The sequence below is a fragment of the Pseudomonas rhodesiae genome, assembly GCF_013285305.1.
Classification (GTDB): domain Bacteria; phylum Pseudomonadota; class Gammaproteobacteria; order Pseudomonadales; family Pseudomonadaceae; genus Aquipseudomonas; species Aquipseudomonas rhodesiae.
Genome location: NZ_CP054205.1, coordinates 4,371,154 through 4,392,707, shown reverse-complemented (window position 1 = coordinate 4,392,707; position 21,554 = coordinate 4,371,154). Strand labels below are relative to the sequence as shown.

Genomic DNA, 21,554 nt, shown 5'->3' with positions numbered 1-21,554 from the left:
CAAAATCGAATTTTGTGTCGGGGGCTGGCGATAGGCGCCTTTTTCTTGGATTCAAGCGCCAAGCCACGCTGTGAGAGGCTCAGGCGAATGACGCGTTGCACGTTTCTAGTGCGTTAGTTGACCATCCGGTCGACTTATAAAAATTGCAAATTAATGTACAAAGTTGACAAGGCTGTAGAACGGCGCGGCGAAAATCCTTCTTCTCCTGGGTTCCCGCACTGGCTAAGCTCAGGGCTTCCCGATGCCCGTTCGAGGTTTCCCGCATGTCGCAGCCCACGTCCGCCCTTGCCATCGCCCGCACCATCCTTGAGGGCTTCGATGACTACCGCGAACACTTTCGCCAGATCACCGATGGTGCGCGCGAGCGTTTCGAAAAGGCCCAATGGCAGCTGGGCCAAGCGGCATCGGCGGCGCGGATCAACCTGTATGAAGAAAAGGTCGGCGAAGTCACTACGCGGCTGCGCGCGGGGTTCGAGGCCGCCGATTTGCTGGACATCGACCTATGGCCTTTGGTGAAAAGCGCCTATATCGGCCTTATCGACCTGCGTTTCGACGATGAATTGTCCGAGACCTGGTACAACTCGATCTTCTGCGGCCTGTTCAGCCACGACCTGATCAGCGACGGCTGTATGTTTATTCACACCACCCGGCCCAGTCTGCGTCGCGCGCGGGCGGCGCAAACCCGTGTCTACGCGCCGGCCGGGCAGATTGCCGAGATGCTCGCGCAGATCGTCGAGGACTACCGCTTCAGCGAGCCCTACGCCGACCTGGCGGCCGACTTGCGCCGGCTCGAAGCCCAACTGCGGGAAAACCTGCCGGACTGGGTGTGCAAAGACCCGGACCTCAAAGTCGAGCTGTTTTCCTCGGTGCTCTACCGCAATAAAGGGGCCTACCTGGTCGGGCGCATCTATACCCGCGACGAGCAATGGCCGCTGGTTATTCCGCTGCTGCACCGCGAAGGGCAGGGTATCCGCATTGATGCGCTGATCACCGATGAGGCCGAGGTGTCGATCATCTTCTCGTTCACCCGTTCCTACTTCATGGTGGATGTGCCGGTGCCGGCGGAGTTCATCGGGTTTCTCAAGCGCATCCTGCCGGGCAAGCATATTGCCGAGTTGTACACTTCCATCGGTTTCTATAAGCACGGCAAGTCGGAGTTCTACCGCGCGCTGATCAACCACCTGGCTACCACGGACGACCGGTTCATCATGGCTCCCGGCGTGCGCGGCATGGTCATGAGCGTGTTCACCCTGCCGGGCTTCAACACCGTGTTCAAGATCATCAAGGACCGTTTCTCACCGTCGAAAAACGTCAACCGCGCCACCGTGATCGAAAAGTACCGCCTGGTTAAAAGCGTCGACCGTGTGGGGCGCATGGCCGATACCCAGGAATTCGCCGATTTTCGCTTTCCCTTGAGCAAGTTCGACCCTGATTGCCTGGCCGAACTGCTGGACGTGGCCGCCGGGACTGTCGAAGTCGAAGGCGACACCGTGCTGATCCGCCACTGCTGGACCGAACGGCGCATGACCCCACTCAACCTCTACCTGGAAAACGCCAACCCCGCACAGGTACGCGAAGCCCTGGAAGATTACGGCCTGGCCATCAAACAGTTGGCGGCGGCGAATATCTTCCCCGGTGACATGCTGCTCAAGAACTTCGGCGTCACCCGTCACGGCCGCGTGGTGTTCTACGACTACGACGAAATCTGCTTTCTCACCGAGGCCAACTTCCGCCACATTCCCGCCCCGCGTACACCCGAGGATGAAATGGCCTCCGAGCCCTGGTACTCCATCGGCCCGCTGGACGTGTTCCCGGAGGAATTCCCGCCGTTCCTGTTTGCCGACATCGGCCAGCGCAAGCTATTCAACGAACTGCATGGCGAGTTGTACAACGCGGATTATTGGAAGGGCCTGCAGGAGGCGATTCGGGCGGGGAAGGTGATTGATGTGTTTCCGTATCGACGCAAGTGAGGAGAGGTGTCTTGAACCGCTCAATGACTGTGGTTTAGCGCACCCTGAAGTGTTCCCACTGAATAAAGCTACTGGCAATTATAAAAATGCCAGTAGCAAGGTGATGCAAGTTATAAGTCGATATATCTAACGGTTCGCTTGAGTTTACTTCAGGAATGGTACGTCTTTGTTAGTTTCCAGTACCCTGTCGCTCCAGTTGGTCAAACGATTTCTGTCCACTTCGTTGGACGAACTGCTCTGGCCTTTAGCCGTTGCCTGGTAGAGGTCATTCATCGACTCTTTATATGCGTTGTCGACATTCTTGGTCGAATACCCTTTGTCCTGTAGTTCAATTTTTCTCTGTAGCAAACCTATAGGCTTGTCAACATGACTTTGACCGAATTTGGACGTAGGGAAGTCGGTGGGGAGACTTTTTAAAGTTTCTATGGTTTTCCACGAACTGGAGGACGATGCCGAGGCGCCTTGTGGCATGCTGTCGGGCGTGCGTTGGTGCTTTTCCGCAAATGAATGTCCATAGCCTCCGACACGAGATGAAGACATGCGATCTATAGGCATAAAAACTCCGATGACTGTTGTTGGCAACTGGTAAATAACGCGTCGAATAAAGTTTCGAGATTGCATCAGTGCATTAGTGTTTTTTCAAAAAAAGCACAAAGTGCTTATTTATTTAACTAAATAAAACGCTGTGTTTTTAATGGGGTATTAAAAGTATTGAATGGAAAAGGTGAGTCTTCTTGGCTTTCGTTTGTTAATGGTCACTCATGAAGTTCACGCCTCGATTGGCCTGGCTTATAGAGTGATACTGCGAGATTCTATTCGCCGTCAGGTTGGTGGCCGGTGTGGATGGAGCACGGCTATTACTGGCCGAAGGTTGGGTACCTGTTGCTTGTGCATAGCTCGGAGGGTGCTCATAGGGCGGCGGGTTCCGAGGATTTGTTGCTTCGGCGTAGGAGGGCGGGTTGTGTGAGCGCGTAGTGGACGGACTTAGCGGCATGGAAACTCCGGTTCACGTTGAAAAATGAAGGTTGGCCAGAGGTGTCTGGAAGGTTCATTGAACCGTTCGCATGCCATCTATCCCATCGGACTTCTGCCATTAAGACGACAGAGTGATCTACTCAGTGGCGTAGTAAATATCGTCGTCGGCGGTAAGTCAGCGCAGTCGTAATTGACTGACCGTCTCCATACTGGTCGAAATCTGCGACAATCCCGCCCTCTCTGATGACTTACGCTGCGCAGGCCTCACCTGCCTCACCCAAAAGACCCTTGCCGCCCTGATGACTGACCAAGCGCCCACTATCGACCAACTGCTCAGAAACCTCGATCACGCCATGCTCGCCGACCGCCACCGCTTGCGCCGGCAGTTGCTTGAGCTGCGCAAGAAACCCGACGAGGAAAAGTTGGCGCAGTGGGTCGCGCGCATGCAGGCCTCCTGTGCCCAGGTGACGGCGCGGCGCGCCAGCCTGCCAGTGATCCGCTATGACGACAGCCTACCCATCGCCGCCAAGCGCGATGAGATCAAGGCCGCGCTGAGCAAGCACCAGGTGTTGATCATTGCCGGCGAAACCGGCTCGGGTAAGACCACCCAGTTGCCGAAGATCTGCCTGGAAATCGGTCGCGGCCAGTACGGCCTGATCGGCCATACCCAGCCACGCCGGATTGCTGCGCGCAGCGTGGCCAGCCGCGTCGCCGAAGAACTGGCCACGCCCCTCGGCGCGCTGGTCGGTTACCAGGTCCGTTTCGAAGACCAGAGCGACGCCAACACCCTGATCAAGCTGATGACCGACGGCATCTTGCTGGCGGAAACCCAGAACGACCGTTATCTGGAACGCTACGACACGATCATCGTCGACGAAGCCCACGAACGCAGCCTGAACATCGACTTCCTGCTCGGCTACCTCAAGACCCTGTTGCCGCGTCGCCCGGACCTCAAAGTGATCATCACTTCGGCCACCATCGACCTGGAGCGCTTCTCCAAGCACTTCGACGATGCGCCCATCGTGGAGGTATCGGGCCGAACGTTCCCGGTGGAGACCTGGTACCGCCCGCTGACCCTGGAGCAGGACGAGGAGGGCAACCGTGTCGAGGACGACCTCACCGTTGACCAGGCGATCCTCGCCACCCTCGATGAAATCGCCGCCTACGAACGCAGCGAACGGCGTAGCCCCGGCGACGTGCTGGTGTTTTTGCCGGGCGAGCGCGAGATTCGCGACGCCGCCGACATGCTGCGCAAGGCCCAGCTCAAGCACACCGAGATTCTGCCGTTGTATGCGCGCCTGTCGCCCGCCGAGCAGCAGCGGATCTTCCAATCCCATCCGGGCCGTCGCGTGGTGCTGGCGACCAACGTCGCGGAGACCTCGCTGACGGTGCCGGGCATTCGCTATGTGATCGACAGCGGCACGGCGCGCATCAGTCGCTACAGCTACCGCGCCAAGGTGCAGCGCCTGCCCATCGAAGCGATTTCCCAGGCCAGCGCCAACCAGCGTAAGGGCCGCTGCGGCCGGGTTGAGCCGGGCATCTGCGTGCGTTTGTACAGCGAAGAGGATTTTATCGGCCGTCCGGAATTCACTGACCCGGAAATCCTGCGCACCAACCTCGCCGCGGTGATCCTGCAAATGCTGCACCTGCGCCTGGGCGAAATTACCGACTTCCCGTTTATCGAACCGCCGGACGGCAAGGCCATCAGTGACGGTTTCAATCTGCTGCAAGAGCTGTCGGCGGTGGACCGAAACAGCCAGTTGACCCCGCTGGGCCGCCAGTTGGCGCGCCTGCCCGTGGACCCACGTATGGGCCGCATGCTGCTGGAAGCGGCCAAGCTCGGCAGTTTGCAGGAAGTGCTGATCGTCGCCAGTGCCATGTCGATCCAAGACCCGCGCGAGCGCCCACCGGAGCGCCAACAGGCCGCCGACCAGGCCCACGCGCAGTGGAAAGACCCGGATTCGGACTTCGCCGGCTTGGTCAATCTGTGGCGCGGCTTTGAAGAGCAGCGTCAGGAACTGACCGCCAGCCCGCTGCGCAACTGGTGCCGCAAAAACTTCCTCAACTATTTGCGCCTGCGCGAGTGGCGCGATTCCCATCGCCAGTTGAGCCTGATTTGCCGCGATATGCAGTTGGCCATCAATAAAGACCCGGCGGACTACCCGAAACTGCACAAAGCCGTGCTGTCCGGCCTGCTCAGCCAGATCGGCCAGAAGACCGAAGACGGCGATTACCTGGGGGCGCGTCAGCGGCGCTTCTGGATCCACCCGTCCTCGGGCATCGGCAAAAAGCGCCCGCAATGGCTGATGACCGCCGAACTGGTGGAAACCACCAAGCTGTATGCGCGCATGGTGGCCAAGATCGACGCCGACTGGATCGAGCCGCTGGCCGGGCACTTGATCAAGAAGAACCACTTCGAGCCCCATTGGGAGAAGAAGCGCGGCCAGGTCGTGGCATTTGAGCAAATCACCCTGTTCGGGCTGATCGTGGTCGGCCGCCGGCCGGTGCATTACGGCCCGGTCGACCCGGTCGTCTCACGGGAATTGTTTATCCGCGAAGGTCTGGTGCGCGGCGAGATTCAGTCCCGCGCCAGGTGCCTCAGCGCCAACCAGCGCTTGCTGGAGCAGCTCGACGAACTGGAAGCCAAGGCCCGCCGTCGCGATATCCTGGCCGACGAAGAAACCCTGTACGCCTTCTACGACGCGCGCTTGCCGGCGGAAATCCACCAGACCGCGACCTTCGATAGCTGGTACAAGATCAACAGCCAGAAAGATCCGCAATTGCTGATCATGCGCGAGGAGGACGTGCTGGCCCGCGAGGCCAGCGAAGTCACCGCCGCGCATTACCCCGACACCTTGCACTTGGGCGATCTGGCCCTGGCCTTGAGTTACCACTTCGAACCCAACCACCCGCGCGACGGTGTGACCTTGCGCGTACCGGCGCCGCTGTTGCCGGCGTTGCCCGCCGAGCGCCTGGAATGGCTGGTGCCAGGGTTGATCGAAGCCAAGTGCATCGCGCTGGTGCGCAACCTGCCCAAAGCGTTGCGCAAGAACTTTGTGCCGGTGCCGGACTTCGTCAAGGCCGCGCTGCAACGTATCGAGTTCGGCCAGGGCTCGCTGCCCCAGGCGCTGGGGCGCGAACTGCTGCGCATGACCGGTGCGCGGGTCAGTGACGAAGCCTGGGCCGAAGCGGCGCAGCAGGTGGAAAACCACCTGAAGATGAATCTGGAGGTGGTCGACGGCCAGGGCAAGTTCCTCGGCGAAGGCCGCGACCTGGCCGAACTGACCGCACGCTTCGCCGAAGCCAGCCAAGCCGCGCTCGCCGTGCCGCAGACCGCGAAAAGCCAGCAACCGGTGGAGGCCAAGGTGTTCGCGGCGGTGGCCGAGAAGACCCAGCAGAACATCGCCGGGCTGTCCATGACGGTGTACCCGGCGCTGGTGGAAGAGAACGGCACGGTCAAGGAAGGGCGTTTCTCAACCGCCGCCGAGGCCGAGTTCCAGCACCGTCGCGCTTTGCAGCGCCTCTTGATGCAGCAACTGGCGGAACCGGCGAAATTCCTGCGTGGCAAGTTGCCCGGTCTTACCGAACTGGGGCTGATGTACCGCGAACTGGGGCGTATCGATGCGCTGGTCGAAGACATCCTGTTGGCCAGCCTCGACAGCTGTGTGTTGGAAGGTGAAGCCAGCCTGCCGCGCGACGGCGCCGGCCTGGCGGCCCTGGCCGAGCGCAAGCGCAGCGGCTGGACCGAACACGCCGAGCGCCTGGCGCGCCTGACCCTGGATGTGCTGAAACTCTGGCACGGCCTGCAAAAGCGCTTTAAAGGCAAGATCGACCTGGCCCAGGCCGTGGCGTTGAACGACATCAAGCAGCAACTGAGCAACCTGGTGTACCCAGGCTTCGTACGTGAAACGCCGGCGCAATGGTTCAAGGAACTGCCGCGCTATCTCAAGGCCATCGAATTGCGTCTGGAGAAGCTGCCGAGCCAGGTACAGAAAGATCGAGTGTGGAGCGGTGAACTCAGCGGCCTGTGGACGCAGTACCAGAACCGCCTGAACAAACACACCCAAGAAGGCAAGCGCGACCCGCAACTGGAGCTGTACCGCTGGTGGCTGGAGGAGTACCGCGTGTCACTTTTTGCCCAACAGCTTGGAACCAAGGTGCCGATTTCCGACAAGCGATTGAGCAAGCAGTGGAGCCTGGTCGAGGCCTGATCGCTTTTTCGGTCAGCCAGGCAGGCAGATCAAAATAGGAGAGGGGGCTTGCCCCCCCTCCTATTGAAACCCGCTGGCAGATGGCGCCAAATCCCGGTGTTTGTGGCAAACTTCGCCGCTATAAATGCCGGGATCGTCGCAGAAGTCTGCGGCGCGATGGAATAAAGCGATGCCAGTTTGGTGTCCGCGGTGCGGAATCGGACTACTTACAGTTTGGTACGACGGTACCAATATCTTCTGCCTGACAGATTTAGAGGAACGACCGTGCATAACGTCGTCATCAGCGGCACTGGCCTGTACACCCCGGCCAATAGCATCTCCAACGAAGAGCTGGTGCAGTCTTTCAATACCTACGTGCATCAGTTCAACAGCGACAACGCCGCCGCCATCGAGCGCGGCGATGTGCAAGCGCTGACCGAGTCCAGCGCGGCCTTTATCGAGAAAGCATCGGGTATCAAAAGCCGCTTCGTGATGGACAAGGACGGCATTCTCGACCCCCAGCGCATGACCCCGAGCCTGCCGGAGCGCAGTAACGACGAATGGTCGGTGCTCTGCCAGATGGCCGTCGGTGCCGCTGAACAGGCCCTGCAACGCGCCGGTAAGACCGCCGCCGACATCGACGGTGTGATCGTCGCCTGCTCCAACCTGCAGCGCGCTTACCCGGCCATCGCCATTGAAGTCCAGGAAGCCCTGGGTATCGCAGGCTTTGGTTTCGATATGAACGTGGCCTGTTCTTCCGCTACGTTCGGCATCCAGAATGCCGCCAACAGCATCCAACTGGGCCAGGCCCGGGCGATCCTGATGGTCAACCCGGAAGTCTGCACCGGTCACCTGAACTTTCGTGACCGCGACAGCCATTTCATCTTCGGCGATGCCGCCACGGCGGTGATCCTGGAGCGTGCCGACCTGGCCACCTCCGAGCATCAATTCGACGTGGTCAGCACCAAGCTGCTGACCAAGTTCTCCAACAACATCCGCAACAACTTCGGCTTTCTCAATCGCGCGGCGCCGGAAGGCATTGGTGCGCCGGACAAGCTGTTCGTGCAGGAAGGCCGCAAGGTGTTCCGCGACGTATGCCCGATGGTCGCTGAACTGATTGGCGTGCACCTGCAAGAAAACCAGCTGAATGTGGCGGATGTGAAGCGCTTCTGGCTGCACCAGGCCAACCTGAGCATGAACCACCTGATTGTGAAAAAACTGCTGGGCCGCGAAGCCACGGTGCAAGAGGCGCCGGTGATTCTCGATACCTACGCCAACACCAGTTCGGCCGGTTCCGTGATTGCGTTTCACACTTACCAGGACGACTTGCCCAAGGGCTCGGTTGCCGTGCTCAGTTCGTTCGGCGCGGGTTATTCGATCGGCAGTGTCATCCTGCGCAAGCGCTGAATAACCGGAGTCTTTAATGGCGGCAGCGGACGACGCGCACCTGCTTGAACGCCTGCTCAAGGGCGAGCAGCAGGCTTACAAAGAACTGGTCAGCACCTATCAGAGCGCGATGCGGGCGGTGGCTTATGCCATCGTCGGCCAGCGCCATGCCGATGAAGTGGTGCAGGACGCCTGGCTGTCGGTGGTGCGCAACCTGGCGAAGTTCGAGGGGCGTTCCAGCCTCAAGACCTGGTTGCTGACCATCACAGCCAATGCCGCCAAGGGCCGTTACAAGCAGAATCGTCGGGAGGTGCTGCTCGACGATTTGCCTTCGCCCCACGGCACCATCGGCGACGACCGTTTCAGCCCCGATGACGGTCACTGGGCCGTCGCCCCTTATGCCTGGCACCAGGACACGCCGGAGGCGTTACTCACCGAGGACGAACTGCGCGACTGCCTGGAACATACGTTGCTGAGCTTGTCCGAGCTGCAAAGCAGTGTGTTGGTCTTGCGCGAACGCCAGGGCCTGGCGTTGGAAGAAATCTGTAATCTGCTGACCCTCTCGCTCTCCAATGTGCGAGTGCTGTTGCATCGGGCACGGCTTAAAGTCTTCGCCACGGTGGAGCATTTTGAGGAAACCGGCGAATGCTGACCTGTAAAGAACAAGTGGCACGTTCCAGTGATTATCTCGATGGGCAATTGACCTTTCGCGAGCGCCTGATGGTGCGTCATCACTTGATGTTCTGCGCGAACTGCCGCCGGTTTATCCGCCAGATGCGCCTGATGCAAGCCACCTTGAAGATGATGCCCGACGCGCCGGTCAAGAATGTGGATGCCTTGGCGCAGCGGCTCGCTGACGAGCGGCGCAAGGATCGCAAAGACGGGAAATAAACAGGCTCGCGTGGGTGAGCCGAACGGATGATGGGGATCGCCCCTCCCACGCCAGACTGTGACAACCACCTTGGGCCTTCCTGGCCCAAGGCTTACAACGCCTAGCTTCAGAACTTGGCTTCGGCATCCAACTGCAGGGTGTTGGTGTCGGCGTCGCGCTGGGTACGGCTGGAGAAATCCGCCTTGGTCAGGAAGTACGTGGCACCGACCGCGAAGTTCTTGTCGATGTCGTAACCCACTTTGAACTTGTGACCGCGCGAACCGGTGGTGCCGTTGGCGAAGTCCGAGTCGGTGAAGGCGCCGACCACGGCGTTACGCTGGGTGTCGCGGTAGTTGTAGTCCAGGTTGAAACCGAACACCTTGGACTTGGCGCCCAGCAACCAGGCGGTGTCCTGATCGGTGGAGGCGTCGTTGTTTTTTACGTATTGACCGTACAGCGACAGCGGTACGGCCAAGCCGCCGATGTCCAGTTGGCTGAAACCTTCGTACAGGCGGAACTCTTCGTTGGCCGAGTTACCGTTGACCGCCAGCGCGCACGGCGTGGTGGTCGTGGTGCAGCGGCTGTCCTCATCGTTCTGATAGGCGTAGACGCTGCCGCCCACGGTCAGTTTCAGGTTGTCGGTCAGCGAGAAACGCGAGCCCAACTGGCCGGCGGTCAGGCGCAGGTCGTGGCGAAATTGCACGCCGTCGCCGTCGACGTTGTCTTTGAGGTTGTAGTTACCAATGCTGCCGAACAGCTCGGCGCTGCTGCCCAGCGGGTACTTGTAGGTCAGGGCCAGGCCTTCAGGGTTGATATCGCTATCCCAGATCACATCGCCCATGTTGACCCACGGTTGCAGCATCTTGCCGCCGATCACGTGCAGGTTCTTGATCTGGTCGGGGTGGTAGTCGATGTAGCCCAGGTCCAGCCAGATCGACTTCTTGTCAAAGTAGCCATCCTGATCCTGGTTGGTGGAGCGCGCGTCGTCGCCGCCGCCGGTGGCGATACGGATGCCGGTGTCCACTTGCGGGTTGATCTCAGTGTAAGCGCCCAGACGCGCACGGATGCGCTGACGATCCTTGTCACGCCCGCCGTTGTTGGGTTCGCCGTCGATCTTGATGGTTTCCTGACGGAAGCGTACATCGCCCTTGAACTGCGTCTTGGCGGCCCAGGCCAGCTTCTGGTCGAACACGCTCAGTTCGTTGGCTTTCTTGGCGGTGGCCGCGATCTGTTCGTTGGTCTCTTGTTGAGCTTGCCGTGCGATCTGCTGTTCTTTCTGGTCTTTGGCCAACTCGTTTTGCAGTTCGGTGTACTGCGCCGCAGTGATCTGGCCGTTGGCCTTGAGCATGTCGAGCAATTTAGCGTCGACTGCGGCGCTGGCCGGAACGCTCAGGGCCAGCAACAGGCCGCCACACAGGACCGCCGCAGTTTTAGTGGAAGCAAGACGCATATCAATCTCCGAAAGTGGGGAGGGATGGCAAACCATCCAGGACACAACCGACCGTTGACGGACGGAAAAAATAACCGCCTGCTAGAACCAGGCGCTCTAAAAACAGGCGTCAGTATCGCGGTGGTTTATGACGGAACAGTGGCAAAGTAATGTCATGTCGGTGACAAATTGTTCGGGCGTGGAACTATTGGTTTAGAGCCTTGTCCGGCGATTCGAGGGTGTGCTGGTCGCGGCGATAAGCGATACTCGCGAAGCTTTCACGCCATGATGTAGTGAGGATGCCGATGCCGTTGCAACGCCTGGACAGCCTGTCCGAAATCGCCCCGCAGACATGGGATGCGCTGCTGCCGAGCGCCCAGCCCTTTGTGCGACATGCCTTCCTCAGCGCTTTGGAGGACAGTGCCAGCCTGGGCCCGCAGTCAGGCTGGCAAGCGGAGCATTTGCTGCACTGGGAGGGCGATCGACTGGTGGCGGCACTGCCCGGTTATCGCAAATGGCATTCCTATGGCGAGTACGTGTTCGATCACGGCTGGGCCGATGCCTGTGAGCGCGCCGGTATCGATTACTACCCCAAACTGCTGGTTGGCGTGCCGTTCAGCCCGGTAAGCGGCCCGCGTTTGCTGGCCGCCAGCGTCGAGGATGGTTTCGAGCTGCTCAACAGCCTGCCCGGTTACCTGGAAATCGAAGGGCTTTCCAGCGCGCATATCAACTTTACCGACGGGTTGGCTGATGAGGCCTTGGCCGGCCAACCGGGCTGGTTGCAGCGCCTGGGTTGTCAATTCCACTGGCAGAACCGCGGCTACCGCGACTTTCAGGATTTCCTCGACGCCCTGAGCTCGCGCAAACGCAAGCAGATGCGTAAGGAGCGCGAGCAAGTGGCGGGGCAGGGCATCGAGTTCGAATGGCTGCAAGGCCACGAACTGAGCGAGGCGCAGTGGGATTTTGTCTACGCCTGTTACGCCAACACCTATGCAGTCCGTCGCCAGGCGCCGTACCTGACCCGCGCCTTTTTCAGCCTGCTGGCCGAACGTATGCCCGAGGCAATCCGCGTGGTATTGGCCAAGCAGGGCACACGCCCGGTGGCCATGGCTTTCAGCCTGATCGGCGGCGACAGCTTCTACGGCCGCTATTGGGGCTGCCTGGCGGAATTCGACCGCCTGCATTTCGAAACCTGTTTCTACCAGGGCATGGACTACGCCATCGCTCACGGCCTGCAACGTTTCGACGCCGGTGCCCAGGGTGAGCACAAACTGATCCGTGGGTTCGAGCCGGTGATCACGCGGTCATGGCACTACCTGCGGCATCCGGGCTTGAAAAAGGCGGTGGAGGATTTTCTCGAGCGCGAACGGGTAGGCGTTTTGGCCTATGCCGAAGAAGCGAGGGCGGCGCTGCCGTATCGGCAGGCGTAGACCGTTCGTCCGCGTCGCGGCAAACGAACTGTAAAATTGACTATTTTGTATGTACAAAAGTACATACAGGCATTGCCATGCGTTTTGAATGGGATGAATCAAAAAACAAGGTCAATATTTCCAAGCACGGAATCGATTTCAATGACGTACCCGATATTTTTCGCCATCCGATGCTGGCCTTGCGCGATGATCGAGCGGATTATGGGGAAGAGCGTTGGATCTGTATTGGCTGGATAAAACGGTTAATGGGTGTAGTCGTATACACCGAGCGGTGTGGTGATGTGATTCGTATCATCTCCGCCCGAAAGGCAACTAAGAAGGAGGCCAAATACTATGACGCAAACATCCAAAACTGATTGGGAGCGCCTGGCCAAGATGAAAGATAAAGAAATCGATACCAGCGACATCCCTGAGCTGGACGCCGAATTTTTCCGACGTGCGGAGTTACGTGTGCCTGTAAAACAGGCGGTGACTATTCGGCTGGATGCTGACGTTCTTGAGTGGTTCAAAGGTCAGGGTACGGGCTACCAGACACGGATCAACCAATTGTTGCGTCAATACATGCAGGCCCATCAGGGTTAAGTCAGCCTCTGTTGAATGCAGCCCTGCCCTGTATCGGCAGGGCTGCACCGGCCCATCGTGGTATTGGGGCGTCAGGCTGGAGGCTCCTTACCCAACCATCCGTAAATAAAACCGCCGATCGCCGCACCCAGCAACGGCGCCAGCCAGAACAACCACAACTGCTGGATCGCCCACCCACCCACGATCAGCGCCGGGCCTGTACTGCGCGCCGGGTTGACCGAGGTGTTGGTCACGGGAATGGAGATCAGGTGGATCAGGGTCAACGCCAGGCCGATGGCGATGGGCGCCAGGCCCTTGGGGGCACGTGGGTCGGTGGCGCCGAGGATGATCACCAGGAACATCGCCGTCATCACCAGCTCACTGACGAACCCCGCCGCCAGCGAATAGCCGCCGGGTGAGTGGTCGCCATACCCGTTGGCAGCCAGCCCCGACGCCAATTCGAAGCCCGGCTTGCCGCTGGCGATCATATACAACAATGCCGCCGCGACTACGCCACCTATGACCTGGGCGATGATATAGGCCGGTAACTCCTTGGCCGGAAACCTCCCGCCGACCACCAAGCCCACCGTCACGGCCGGGTTGAGGTGACAACCGCTGATATGGCCGATGGCGACGGCCATGGTCAACACCGTCAGCCCGAACGCCAGGGACACCCCCAGCAACCCGATCCCAACCGCTGGGAACGCTGCGGCCAATACCGCGCTGCCGCACCCACCCAACACCAGCCAAAACGTACCCAGCCCCTCTGTGACTGAACGCTTGAACAAAGACATGAAACCCGTCCTTGATAGATCGCTCTACCGAATCAGTAAATCAGTGATGCTCCCTGCAGATTTACTTCAGCGCCCGTCTGGGCACTGCACTGAATTACAGCATGGTCAGCGCAAAGTGCCAGGCGGACGGTGCAACCAGCGTTGTGTTCAGTCGATACCGACGAAGCCGCCGGTTTGATGCTGCCACAGCCGCGCATACAGCCCGCCATGGGCCAACAGTTCGGCATGGCTGCCGCTCTCGGCGATCCGGCCTTTTTCCAGCACCACCAAGCGGTCCATGCGGGCGATGGTCGACAGGCGGTGGGCAATCGCGATCACCGTTTTGCCTTGCATCAGGGTTTCCAGGCTTTCCTGGATCGCTGCTTCTACTTCCGAGTCCAGCGCCGAGGTGGCCTCGTCCATGATCAGGATCGGTGCATCCTTGAGCAGGACCCGCGCAATGGCGATGCGCTGGCGCTGCCCACCGGAGAGTTTCACCCCGCGCTCGCCGACGTGAGCGTCCAACCCGGTACGGCCTTCGGCGTCCGACAGCAGCGGGATGAATTCATCGGCGCGGGCTTTGTGGATCGCGCTCCAGAGTTCTTCATCGGTGGCGTCAGGCTTGCCGTAGAGCAGGTTGTCGCGGATCGAACGGTGCAGCAGCGAGGTGTCCTGGGTGATCATGCCGATCTGCTCGCGCAAGGTTTCCTGGGCCACCTCGGCGATGTTCTGGCCGTCGATCAGGATGCGCCCACCTTGCAGGTCGTACAGGCGCAGCAGCAGGTTGACCAAGGTCGATTTGCCCGCGCCGGACGGCCCGATCAGGCCGATTTTCTCCCCGGCCTTGATGGTCAGATTCAGGTCGCCAATGATCCCGCTCTGTTTGCCGTAGTGAAAGTCCACCTGTTCGAAGCGCACTTCGCCATGGGGCACGCTCAGGCGCGGGGCGTTTTCACGGTCGACCACGGCCAGCGGTTGGGCGATGGTTTTCAGCCCGTCCTGCACCATGCCGATGTTTTCGAAAATACCGTTGACCACCCACATGATCCAGCCGGACATGTTGACGATGCGGATCACCAGGCCCGTGGCCAGGGCGATGGCGCCCACCGAGATCAGCGACTGCGTCCATAACCACAGGGCCAGGCCCGTGGTAGTGACGATCAACAGGCCGTTCATGGTGGTAATCGCGATGTCCATGCTGGTGACCACACGGCTGGCCAGCTGGGTTTTTTCAGTCTGCTCGATGATCGCTTCCTTGGCGTATTGCTGCTCGTACTGGGTGTGCGCGAACAGCTTCAAGGTGGTGATATTGGTATAGCCATCGACGATGCGCCCCATCAATTTGGAGCGCGCCTCGGAGGAAATCACCGAGCGCTCTTTGACCCGCGGCACGAAATACCGCAGCGCCAGGCTGTAGCAGATGATCCACGTCACCAGTGGGATCATCAGGCGCCAGTCCGCTTCGGCAAACAGCACCAGAGAGCTGATGGCATAAATCGCGACGTGCCAGATCGCATCCACCGCCGCCACGGCGGAATCGCGCAGCGAGTTGCCGGTTTGCATGATGCGCTGGGCGATCCGCCCGGCGAAGTCGTTCTGGAAGAAATTCAGGCTCTGTTTGAGCACGTAGCTGTGGTTCTGCCAGCGGATCAGGCTGGTCATGCCGGGGCTGATCGTTTGATGCACCAGCAGGTCATGCAGGGCGCCGAAGATCGGGCGCAGCAACAGGGCGACCACGGCCATCCATATCAGCTCGCTGCTGTGCTCCTGGAAAAAATTCGCCGGCGGCGTGCCCTGGGCCAGGTCGATGATGCGGCTCAGGTAGCTGAACAGCGCGACTTCGATCAGCGCACCGATCAGGCCCACCACCAGCAGGGCGGCAAAATGCGGCCATACTTGGCGCAGGTAGTAGAGGTAGAAGGGTAGGACTTTGTCAGGTGGTGCGGCGCTGGGCGCGTCGCGGAAAATATCGATCAGTTGTTCGAAACGACGATAGAGCATTGGGGTTGACGCCCGCCGGGCGGGCTCTCCTTTCAGGTGCGCGCACAGCCTTGTGGGCTGTGCGCGGAGCATCCTGCAGACGTCAGTCGATGCGCTTGGCCGACTTGATCACGACAGGGTCGATCGGCACGTTTTGCATGCCTTGCTTGGTGGTGGTCTGGGAGTTGACGATGATGTCGACCACGTCCATGCCCTTGACCACTTTAGCGAATACCGCGTAACCGGCGTCACGGCCTGGGTCGAGGAACGCATTGTCAGCCACGTTGATGAAGAATTGGCTGGTGGCCGAATCCGGGTTGGAGGTGCGTGCCATCGACAGCGTGCCACGCACGTTGTGCAGGCCGTTGCTGGCTTCGTTCTTGATCGGCGGCTGGGTGTCTTTCTGCTGCATCTGTGGAGTGAACCCCCCGCCCTGAACCATGAAACCCGGAATCACGCGATGGAAAATGGTGTTGGTGTAAAAGCCTTTGTCTACGTAGGCCAGGAAGTTTTTGGTACTGATCGGCGCCTTGACCGGGTCCAGTTCGACTTCAATGTCACCATTGGTGGTGGAGATCAAAACGTGCGGCGCCTTGGCCGGCTGGGCCGCCATCAAGTTGGCAGCGAACAGAACGGAACCGGCAAAGAAGGCGATTTTTTTCAGCATGGGTCAGTGATCCTGAGCAGTGGTGTCGACGGTCTTTAGAAATTCGAGCAGGGTTGCGTTAAAGACCTCGGGTTGATCCAAGGGCGTGGCATGGCGGGAATCTTCGATGACCACCAGGCGCGCATCGGGCAGCAGTTTTACATAGATTTGTTTTTGCGCCACAGGGGTGTAGTCGTGGTCGGCGCTGATGACCAGGGTTGGACAGGCGATGCTGGACAGTCGTTCCTGCACGCCCCAGCCCACAATGGCGTCGAAGCTGGCGAGATAAGCACGTTTGTCGTTTTTTGCCCAGCGTTCGGCCATCTTGCGCCGCAGGTCGGCCTGCTGCGGTTTGGGAAACAGCCGGTTACCGAGAGCCTTGCCGATGGTGTTCAGGCTGAGCACCCGGGCCAGCGTCCAGCGTTTGGTCCATTGCCAATAGTCATTGGCGCTGCGCACCTTGACCTCAGGCGCGCTGTTGACGATGCACAGGCTGCGGACGCTGCCGGGCTCGTCCACCGCCAACTGAAACGCAATCATGCCACCCATCGACAACCCCACCACATGGGCCGGCGGCAGGTCGAGGTGTTCTATCAGTGCGCTCAGATCGGCGCTGAAGCCAGGGATGCTGTAGCGTTCGCGGGGTTTGTCGGAGCGCCCATGGCCGCGTACATCTACCACGATCAGGCGGTAGTGCCGGGACAGCACCGGCAGCTGCAGCTCCCAGTCCTGGCTGCTGGAGCCCAGGCCATGAATCAAGATCAGTGGGGTGCCGTGGCCGTATTCCTCGTAGTGCAGGCTGCAGTCGTCATGGTCGAACCAGGGCATGCTTGAACTCCGTTTCAGGCTTGTCGAGGGGCGGCGAAAGGGGCGTCCAACGGGGCGGTGTCGAAAGTGCGCAGCAATTCCACGAGGATCTGCGTGGCCGGCCCCAAAGGTTTGTCTTTGTTCGAATAGAGGTAGAACGTGGGATGGCGGCTGCCGCCCTGTTCCAAAGGTAGCTGCTTGAGCACGCCCTCGGCGAGTTCGCGTTCGATCATGTGCCGTGGCAACCAGGCAAAGCCCAAGCCGCTGCCCACAAAGGACGCTGCCGTGGCCAGGCTGCCGACGGTCCAGCGCTGTTCGGCGCCGAGCCAGCCCACATCCCGCGGCTGCTGGCGGCCGGAGTCGCGGATCACCACTTGCATCTGGCTTTCCAGGTCCTGGAAGCTCAGCGCGCGGTTCATGCGGTGCAGGGTGTGCTCGGGGTGGGCCACGGCGACAAATTCCACATCGCTCATCTCGGTGCCCAGGTAGCCGGGGATACTGAAACCGCAAATCGCCAGGTCGGCCACGCCTTCGATCAGCAGCTCTTCGACGCCGGACAGCACTTCCTCACGCAAGCGCACGCGGCAACCGCGGCTTTGCGGCATAAACGCACTCAAGGCGCGCACCAGGCGTGCGTTGGGGTAGGCGGCGTCCACCACCAGGCGCACTTCGGCTTCCCAGCCTTGCTCCATATGGTGGGCGAGGTCTTCCAACTGGCTGGCGTTTTTCACCAGTTGCCGCGAGCGGCGCAACAGCACTTCACCGGCGTCGGTGAGTACAGCCTTGCGCCCGTCGATGCGCAGCAGCGGCACGCCGAGTTGGTCCTGCATGCGGGCTACGGTGTAGCTCACCGAAGACTGCGAACGGTGCAGCGCTTCGGCCGCCTGGGCGAAGCCGCCATGGTCGACCACCGCTTGCAGCGTGCGCCATTGATCGAGGGTAACGCGGGGCGCTTTCAAGATGGGTTCCTCTTGTCCTAAGCTGGCGGTCCTTATTGGAGACTGCCGAATGAGAAAATTCTGTTGTGTGCTGCTGGCGCTGCTGCCGTTGAGCGCGTTCGCCTACCCTATCGATGTGAGCAAAAAGATCGACGGCGTGAGCGTGGACTACACCGCGACCGACGTGGATGCCGATATCAGTTCGATTCAACTGAATAACTACGGCACCAACGATGCCCAGTGCTCGGTAGTCTTCACCAACGGTCCGGAGTCGCCGCGTCGGCGTACCGTCTTGGTACCGGCCGGCAAGAGCACCAACACCACGGTCAAATTCAACCGCGCGATTATCAAGATGCGTATCGCCCTGACCTGCACCCCGAAATGACGCATCAGCGGAGCAGGCCAACAGGGATACTCCGCTTATCAACAAATTTCTAGATGGGTTATAGCAGTTTTTTGCGCTTTTTTATCGAATGAGCCCTGGTTAATCTTTTCTCCATCGACTTACAGCAGTTTCAGATGGAGCCTACATAGCCATGTCCAACGTTCTGATCATCGAAAGCAGTGCACGCCAGCAGGATTCCATTTCCCGCCAACTCACTCAGCAGTTCATCAGCCAATGGCAGGCCGCCCACCCGGCGGACCGGATCACCGTGCGCGACGTGGCCCTCAACCCGGTTCCGCATTTGGACGCCAACCTGCTCGGCGGCTGGATGAAACCGTCGGAACAGCGCAACGACGACGAACAGATCTCTCTGGACCGCTCCAACGAATTGACCGATGAGCTGTTGGCCGCCGACGTGCTGGTACTGGCCGCGCCGATGTACAACTTTGCCATCCCCAGCACCTTGAAAGCCTGGCTGGATCACGTATTGCGCGCTGGGGTCACGTTCAAATACACCCCCACCGGGCCCCAGGGCCTGCTGACCGGCAAGCGCGCCATTGTGCTCACCGCGCGCGGTGGCATTCATACCGGCGCCAGCTCTGATCATCAGGAACCGTATCTGCGGCAGGTCATGGGCTTTATCGGGATTCATGAGGTCGCTTTTATTCATGCCGAAGGGGTGAACCTGAGCGGTGACTTCCAGGAAAAAGGCATCAATCACGCCAAGGCCCAGCTGGCCCAGGTGGTGTGAAGCTTTAATCGCCAGATAATCCCGCGGTGTTTATATCGCTGCACGCCAACCCTTCAAGTACGCGTAACGAACCTCCCTTTGCACTTGTGCTCCTGAGTGCTCCTGCCCGACTGACGCTTTAGCGAGGTCGGGTTTTTTTTGCCCCGAGTTTCGTCCTGCGACGAAAAGCTTTAATGTCCCGCCCATTCGAAACGAGGCGCGCATGGGCTATCTACTGGTTGTCACCCTGATTCAGGCATTTTCCTTCAGCTTGATCGGCGAATACCTCGCCGGTCACGTCGACAGCTACTTCGCGGTGCTGGTGCGCGTGGTACTGGCCGGGCTGGTGTTTATCCCGCTGACGCGCTGGCGTTCGGTGGAGCCGGCGTTCATGCGCGGCATGCTGGTGATCGGCGCGCTGCAGTTCGGCGTGACCTACGTGTGCCTGTACCTGAGCTTTCGCGTGCTTACCGTGCCGGAGGTGCTGCTGTTCACCATCCTCACGCCACTGCATGTGACCCTGATCGAAGATGCTCTCAACCGCCGCTTTAATCCCTGGGCATTGCTGGCTGCCCTGGTGGCGGTGGCGGGTGCGGCAGTGATTCGCTTCGACCAGGTCACCCCGCACTTCCTGATGGGCTTTTTGCTGCTGCAATTGGCCAACTTCACCTATGCCGCCGGGCAGGTCATGTACAAACACCTGGTGGCGCGCTACCCGAGCGACCTGCCGCACTACCGACGCTTCGGCTATTTCTACCTTGGCGCATTGCTGGTGGTGTTGCCGGCGTTCCTGTTGTTCGGCAAAGCTGATTTTCTGCCGCAAGCGCCGCTGCAATGGGGTGTGCTGGTGTTCCTCGGCCTGGTCAGCACGGCATTGGGCCTGTACTGGTGGAATAAGGGCGCATGCCTGGTCAACGGCGGCACCCTGGCGGTGATGAATAACTTGCACGTACCGGTTGGGTTGTTGCTCAACCTGTTGATCTGGAACCAGCACGAGCCGCTGGGTCGGTTGGCCTTGGGCGGGCTGGTGATTGTGGGGGCGGTTTGGATCAGTCGGTTGGGCGTCAAGGCGCCCAACCGCTCGCTGGCTTAAACCGCCGGGTAATCCGGGGCTGCTAAATGACTGGCGCCCGCCACCGCCGGTAGCATCCCCGCCCGCAGATCGTTGCCACTGGGTTGCTGGTACAGGCTCAGGCCGAACTCCGGCAACACCGCCAGCAGGTAATCGAAGATATCGCCCTGGATTCGTTCGTAATCGGCCCACGCCGTGGTGCGGGTAAAGCAGTAGATTTCCAGCGGCACGCCTTGGGCGGTGGTCTGCATCTGGCGGACCATGCAGGTCATGTTCGGCTGGATGTCCGGGTGGCTTTTCAGGTAGGCCAGCGCGTAGGCGCGGAAGGTGCCGAGGTTGGTCATGCGCCGGCGGTTGGCCGACAACTGCGCGCTGTGACCCTGGGCTTGGTTCCAGGCCCTGAGTTCGGCTTGCTTGCGGCTGATGTAGTCGGTGAGCAGGTGCACCTGGGTCATGCGCACTTCTTCGTCGTCACGCAGGAAGCGCACGCCGCTGGCATCGATGAACAGGCTGCGCTTGATACGCCTCCCGCCCGAGGCTTGCATGCCGCGCCAGTTTTTGAACGATTCGGACATCAAGCGCCAGGTGGGGATGGAGACGATGGTCTTATCGAAGTTCTGCACTTTCACCGTGTGCAAGGTGATGTCCACCACATCGCCGTCGGCGCCGACCTGGGGCATTTCGATCCAGTCGCCGACCCGCAGCATGTCGTTGCTGGTCAACTGCACGCTGGCGACGAACGACAGCAGCGTGTCCTTGTAGACCAACAGGATCACCGCCGACATTGCACCCAGGCCGGACAACAGTAACAGCGGCGACCGGTCGATCAGGGTGGCAACGATGATGATCGCGCCGAACACGAACAGCACCATCTTGGCCAATTGCACATAGCCCTTGATCGAACGGGTGCGTGCGTGTTCGGTGCGGGCGTAGATGTCCAGCAGGGCGTTGAGCAGGGCGCTTATGGCCAGCACCAGGAACAGGATGGTGAACGCCAGGGCCACGTTGCCGATGAACAACGTGGCGGTCTTGCTCAGGTCGGGCACCAGGTACAGGCCGAACTGAATCACCAGAGACGGTGTCATCTGCGCCAGACGATGGAAAACCTTGTTATGCCGCAGGTCGTTGAGCCAGTGCAGGGCCGGTTGGCGCCCGAGCAGTTTGACCGCGTGCAGGATCAGGTAGCGCGCCACGCGACCCAGCACCAGGGCCACCACCAGCAATACCAGCAAGCCCAGGCCCGCATGCAGCATGGGATGTTGGTCGAGTGCGTCCCAAAGGTCTTGGACGTTGCGCCAGAGCTGTTTGATATCCATGAATAAGGCAATTCCTCGGTAAGACAAGTCGGGGGCGATTAGAGCACCTGAGTGCGCCAAAGTTGACGTCGCCGACACAATCAAGCACAAAAAAA

At 60.0% G+C, this 21,554-nt stretch carries 19 protein-coding genes; 11 read left to right on the top strand and 8 right to left on the bottom strand.

Annotated elements, in window-relative coordinates; translation table 11 throughout:
* Positions 1–263 precede the first annotated feature (263 nt).
* On the top strand, positions 264–1,970 hold the full coding sequence (gene aceK / locus HRH33_RS19805; RefSeq protein WP_167416878.1) for a bifunctional isocitrate dehydrogenase kinase/phosphatase: 1,707 nt from the start codon (positions 264–266) through the stop codon (positions 1,968–1,970).
* 144 nt (positions 1,971–2,114) lie between these two features.
* On the opposite strand, the gene HRH33_RS19800 is transcribed toward aceK, so the two are convergent.
* Complete coding sequence (locus HRH33_RS19800) at positions 2,115–2,525, bottom strand: hypothetical protein (RefSeq protein WP_034138915.1); 411 nt, start codon at positions 2,523–2,525, stop codon at positions 2,115–2,117.
* 719 nt (positions 2,526–3,244) lie between these two features.
* Here HRH33_RS19800 and hrpA point away from each other — a divergent pair.
* The 4 genes from hrpA to HRH33_RS19780 all read left to right on the top strand — a co-directional run bounded on the left by hrpA (position 3,245) and on the right by HRH33_RS19780 (position 9,412).
* A complete protein-coding gene (gene hrpA, locus HRH33_RS19795; protein WP_167416879.1) occupies positions 3,245–7,156 on the top strand; it encodes an ATP-dependent RNA helicase HrpA in 3,912 nt (1,303 codons plus the stop codon).
* Between the two features lie 264 nt (positions 7,157–7,420).
* Positions 7,421–8,542 (top strand): beta-ketoacyl-ACP synthase III, encoded by a 1,122-nt coding sequence (locus HRH33_RS19790; RefSeq protein WP_034099658.1) that lies wholly within the window; start codon positions 7,421–7,423, stop codon positions 8,540–8,542.
* 16 nt (positions 8,543–8,558) lie between these two features.
* Positions 8,559–9,173: an RNA polymerase sigma factor gene (locus HRH33_RS19785; protein WP_034114785.1), complete on the top strand. Its 615-nt coding sequence runs from the start codon at positions 8,559–8,561 to the stop codon at positions 9,171–9,173.
* A complete protein-coding gene (locus HRH33_RS19780) occupies positions 9,167–9,412 on the top strand; it encodes a zf-HC2 domain-containing protein (RefSeq protein ID WP_034099654.1) in 246 nt (81 codons plus the stop codon). Before HRH33_RS19785 ends, HRH33_RS19780 begins: the two co-directional genes overlap by 7 nt.
* A 107-nt stretch (positions 9,413–9,519) precedes the next feature.
* Here HRH33_RS19780 and HRH33_RS19775 read toward each other — a convergent pair whose 3' ends face one another.
* Positions 9,520–10,842, bottom strand: a complete 1,323-nt coding sequence (locus HRH33_RS19775; protein WP_034138912.1) for a putative porin — start codon at positions 10,840–10,842, stop codon at positions 9,520–9,522.
* 284 nt (positions 10,843–11,126) lie between these two features.
* Here HRH33_RS19775 and HRH33_RS19770 point away from each other — a divergent pair, with 284 nt between their 5' ends.
* The 3 genes from HRH33_RS19770 (at position 11,127) to HRH33_RS19760 (ending at position 12,833) form a co-directional block, all read left to right on the top strand.
* On the top strand, positions 11,127–12,251 hold the full coding sequence (locus HRH33_RS19770) for a GNAT family N-acetyltransferase (RefSeq protein WP_167416880.1): 1,125 nt from the start codon (positions 11,127–11,129) through the stop codon (positions 12,249–12,251).
* A 77-nt stretch (positions 12,252–12,328) separates the two neighbouring features.
* A complete protein-coding gene (locus HRH33_RS19765; protein WP_034138911.1) occupies positions 12,329–12,607 on the top strand; it encodes a BrnT family toxin in 279 nt (92 codons plus the stop codon).
* Positions 12,585–12,833, top strand: coding sequence for a BrnA antitoxin family protein (locus HRH33_RS19760; RefSeq protein ID WP_034114783.1), 249 nt, complete (start codon positions 12,585–12,587; stop codon positions 12,831–12,833). The genes HRH33_RS19765 and HRH33_RS19760 overlap by 23 nt, the downstream gene beginning before the upstream one ends.
* Positions 12,834–12,904: 71 nt before the next feature.
* Here the strand turns inward: HRH33_RS19760 and aqpZ are convergent, their stop codons facing one another.
* From aqpZ to HRH33_RS19735, 5 genes are all read right to left on the bottom strand, one after another.
* Entirely contained in the window at positions 12,905–13,606 is a 702-nt protein-coding gene (aqpZ, locus tag HRH33_RS19755; RefSeq protein WP_094064979.1) for an aquaporin Z, read from the bottom strand.
* Between the two features lie 147 nt (positions 13,607–13,753).
* Complete coding sequence (locus HRH33_RS19750) at positions 13,754–15,586, bottom strand: ABC transporter ATP-binding protein (RefSeq protein ID WP_167416881.1); 1,833 nt, start codon at positions 15,584–15,586, stop codon at positions 13,754–13,756.
* An 82-nt stretch (positions 15,587–15,668) separates the two neighbouring features.
* Positions 15,669–16,232, bottom strand: a complete 564-nt coding sequence (locus tag HRH33_RS19745; protein ID WP_167416882.1) for a peptidylprolyl isomerase — start codon at positions 16,230–16,232, stop codon at positions 15,669–15,671.
* Between the two features lie 3 nt (positions 16,233–16,235).
* Complete coding sequence (locus tag HRH33_RS19740) at positions 16,236–17,039, bottom strand: alpha/beta fold hydrolase (RefSeq protein ID WP_034138907.1); 804 nt, start codon at positions 17,037–17,039, stop codon at positions 16,236–16,238.
* 14 nt (positions 17,040–17,053) lie between these two features.
* Positions 17,054–17,977: a PA3225 family LysR-type transcriptional regulator gene (locus HRH33_RS19735; protein ID WP_094064976.1), complete on the bottom strand. Its 924-nt coding sequence runs from the start codon at positions 17,975–17,977 to the stop codon at positions 17,054–17,056.
* 49 nt (positions 17,978–18,026) lie between these two features.
* Here HRH33_RS19735 and HRH33_RS19730 point away from each other — a divergent pair, with 49 nt between their 5' ends.
* The 3 genes from HRH33_RS19730 to HRH33_RS19720 all read left to right on the top strand — a co-directional run bounded on the left by HRH33_RS19730 (position 18,027) and on the right by HRH33_RS19720 (position 20,164).
* Positions 18,027–18,341 carry a 3-phosphoglycerate kinase gene (locus HRH33_RS19730; protein WP_094064975.1) on the top strand — a complete coding sequence of 105 codons (315 nt, stop codon included), beginning with the start codon at positions 18,027–18,029 and terminating at the stop codon, positions 18,339–18,341.
* Between the two features lie 151 nt (positions 18,342–18,492).
* Positions 18,493–19,092 carry an FMN-dependent NADH-azoreductase gene (locus HRH33_RS19725; protein WP_034114781.1) on the top strand — a complete coding sequence of 200 codons (600 nt, stop codon included), beginning with the start codon at positions 18,493–18,495 and terminating at the stop codon, positions 19,090–19,092.
* 202 nt (positions 19,093–19,294) lie between these two features.
* Positions 19,295–20,164 carry a carboxylate/amino acid/amine transporter gene (locus HRH33_RS19720; RefSeq protein WP_034099636.1) on the top strand — a complete coding sequence of 290 codons (870 nt, stop codon included), beginning with the start codon at positions 19,295–19,297 and terminating at the stop codon, positions 20,162–20,164.
* On the opposite strand, the gene HRH33_RS19715 is transcribed toward HRH33_RS19720, so the two are convergent.
* Complete coding sequence (locus HRH33_RS19715) at positions 20,161–21,459, bottom strand: mechanosensitive ion channel family protein (protein WP_034099634.1); 1,299 nt, start codon at positions 21,457–21,459, stop codon at positions 20,161–20,163. The genes HRH33_RS19720 and HRH33_RS19715 overlap by 4 nt on opposite strands.
* Positions 21,460–21,554: the final 95 nt, after the last annotated feature.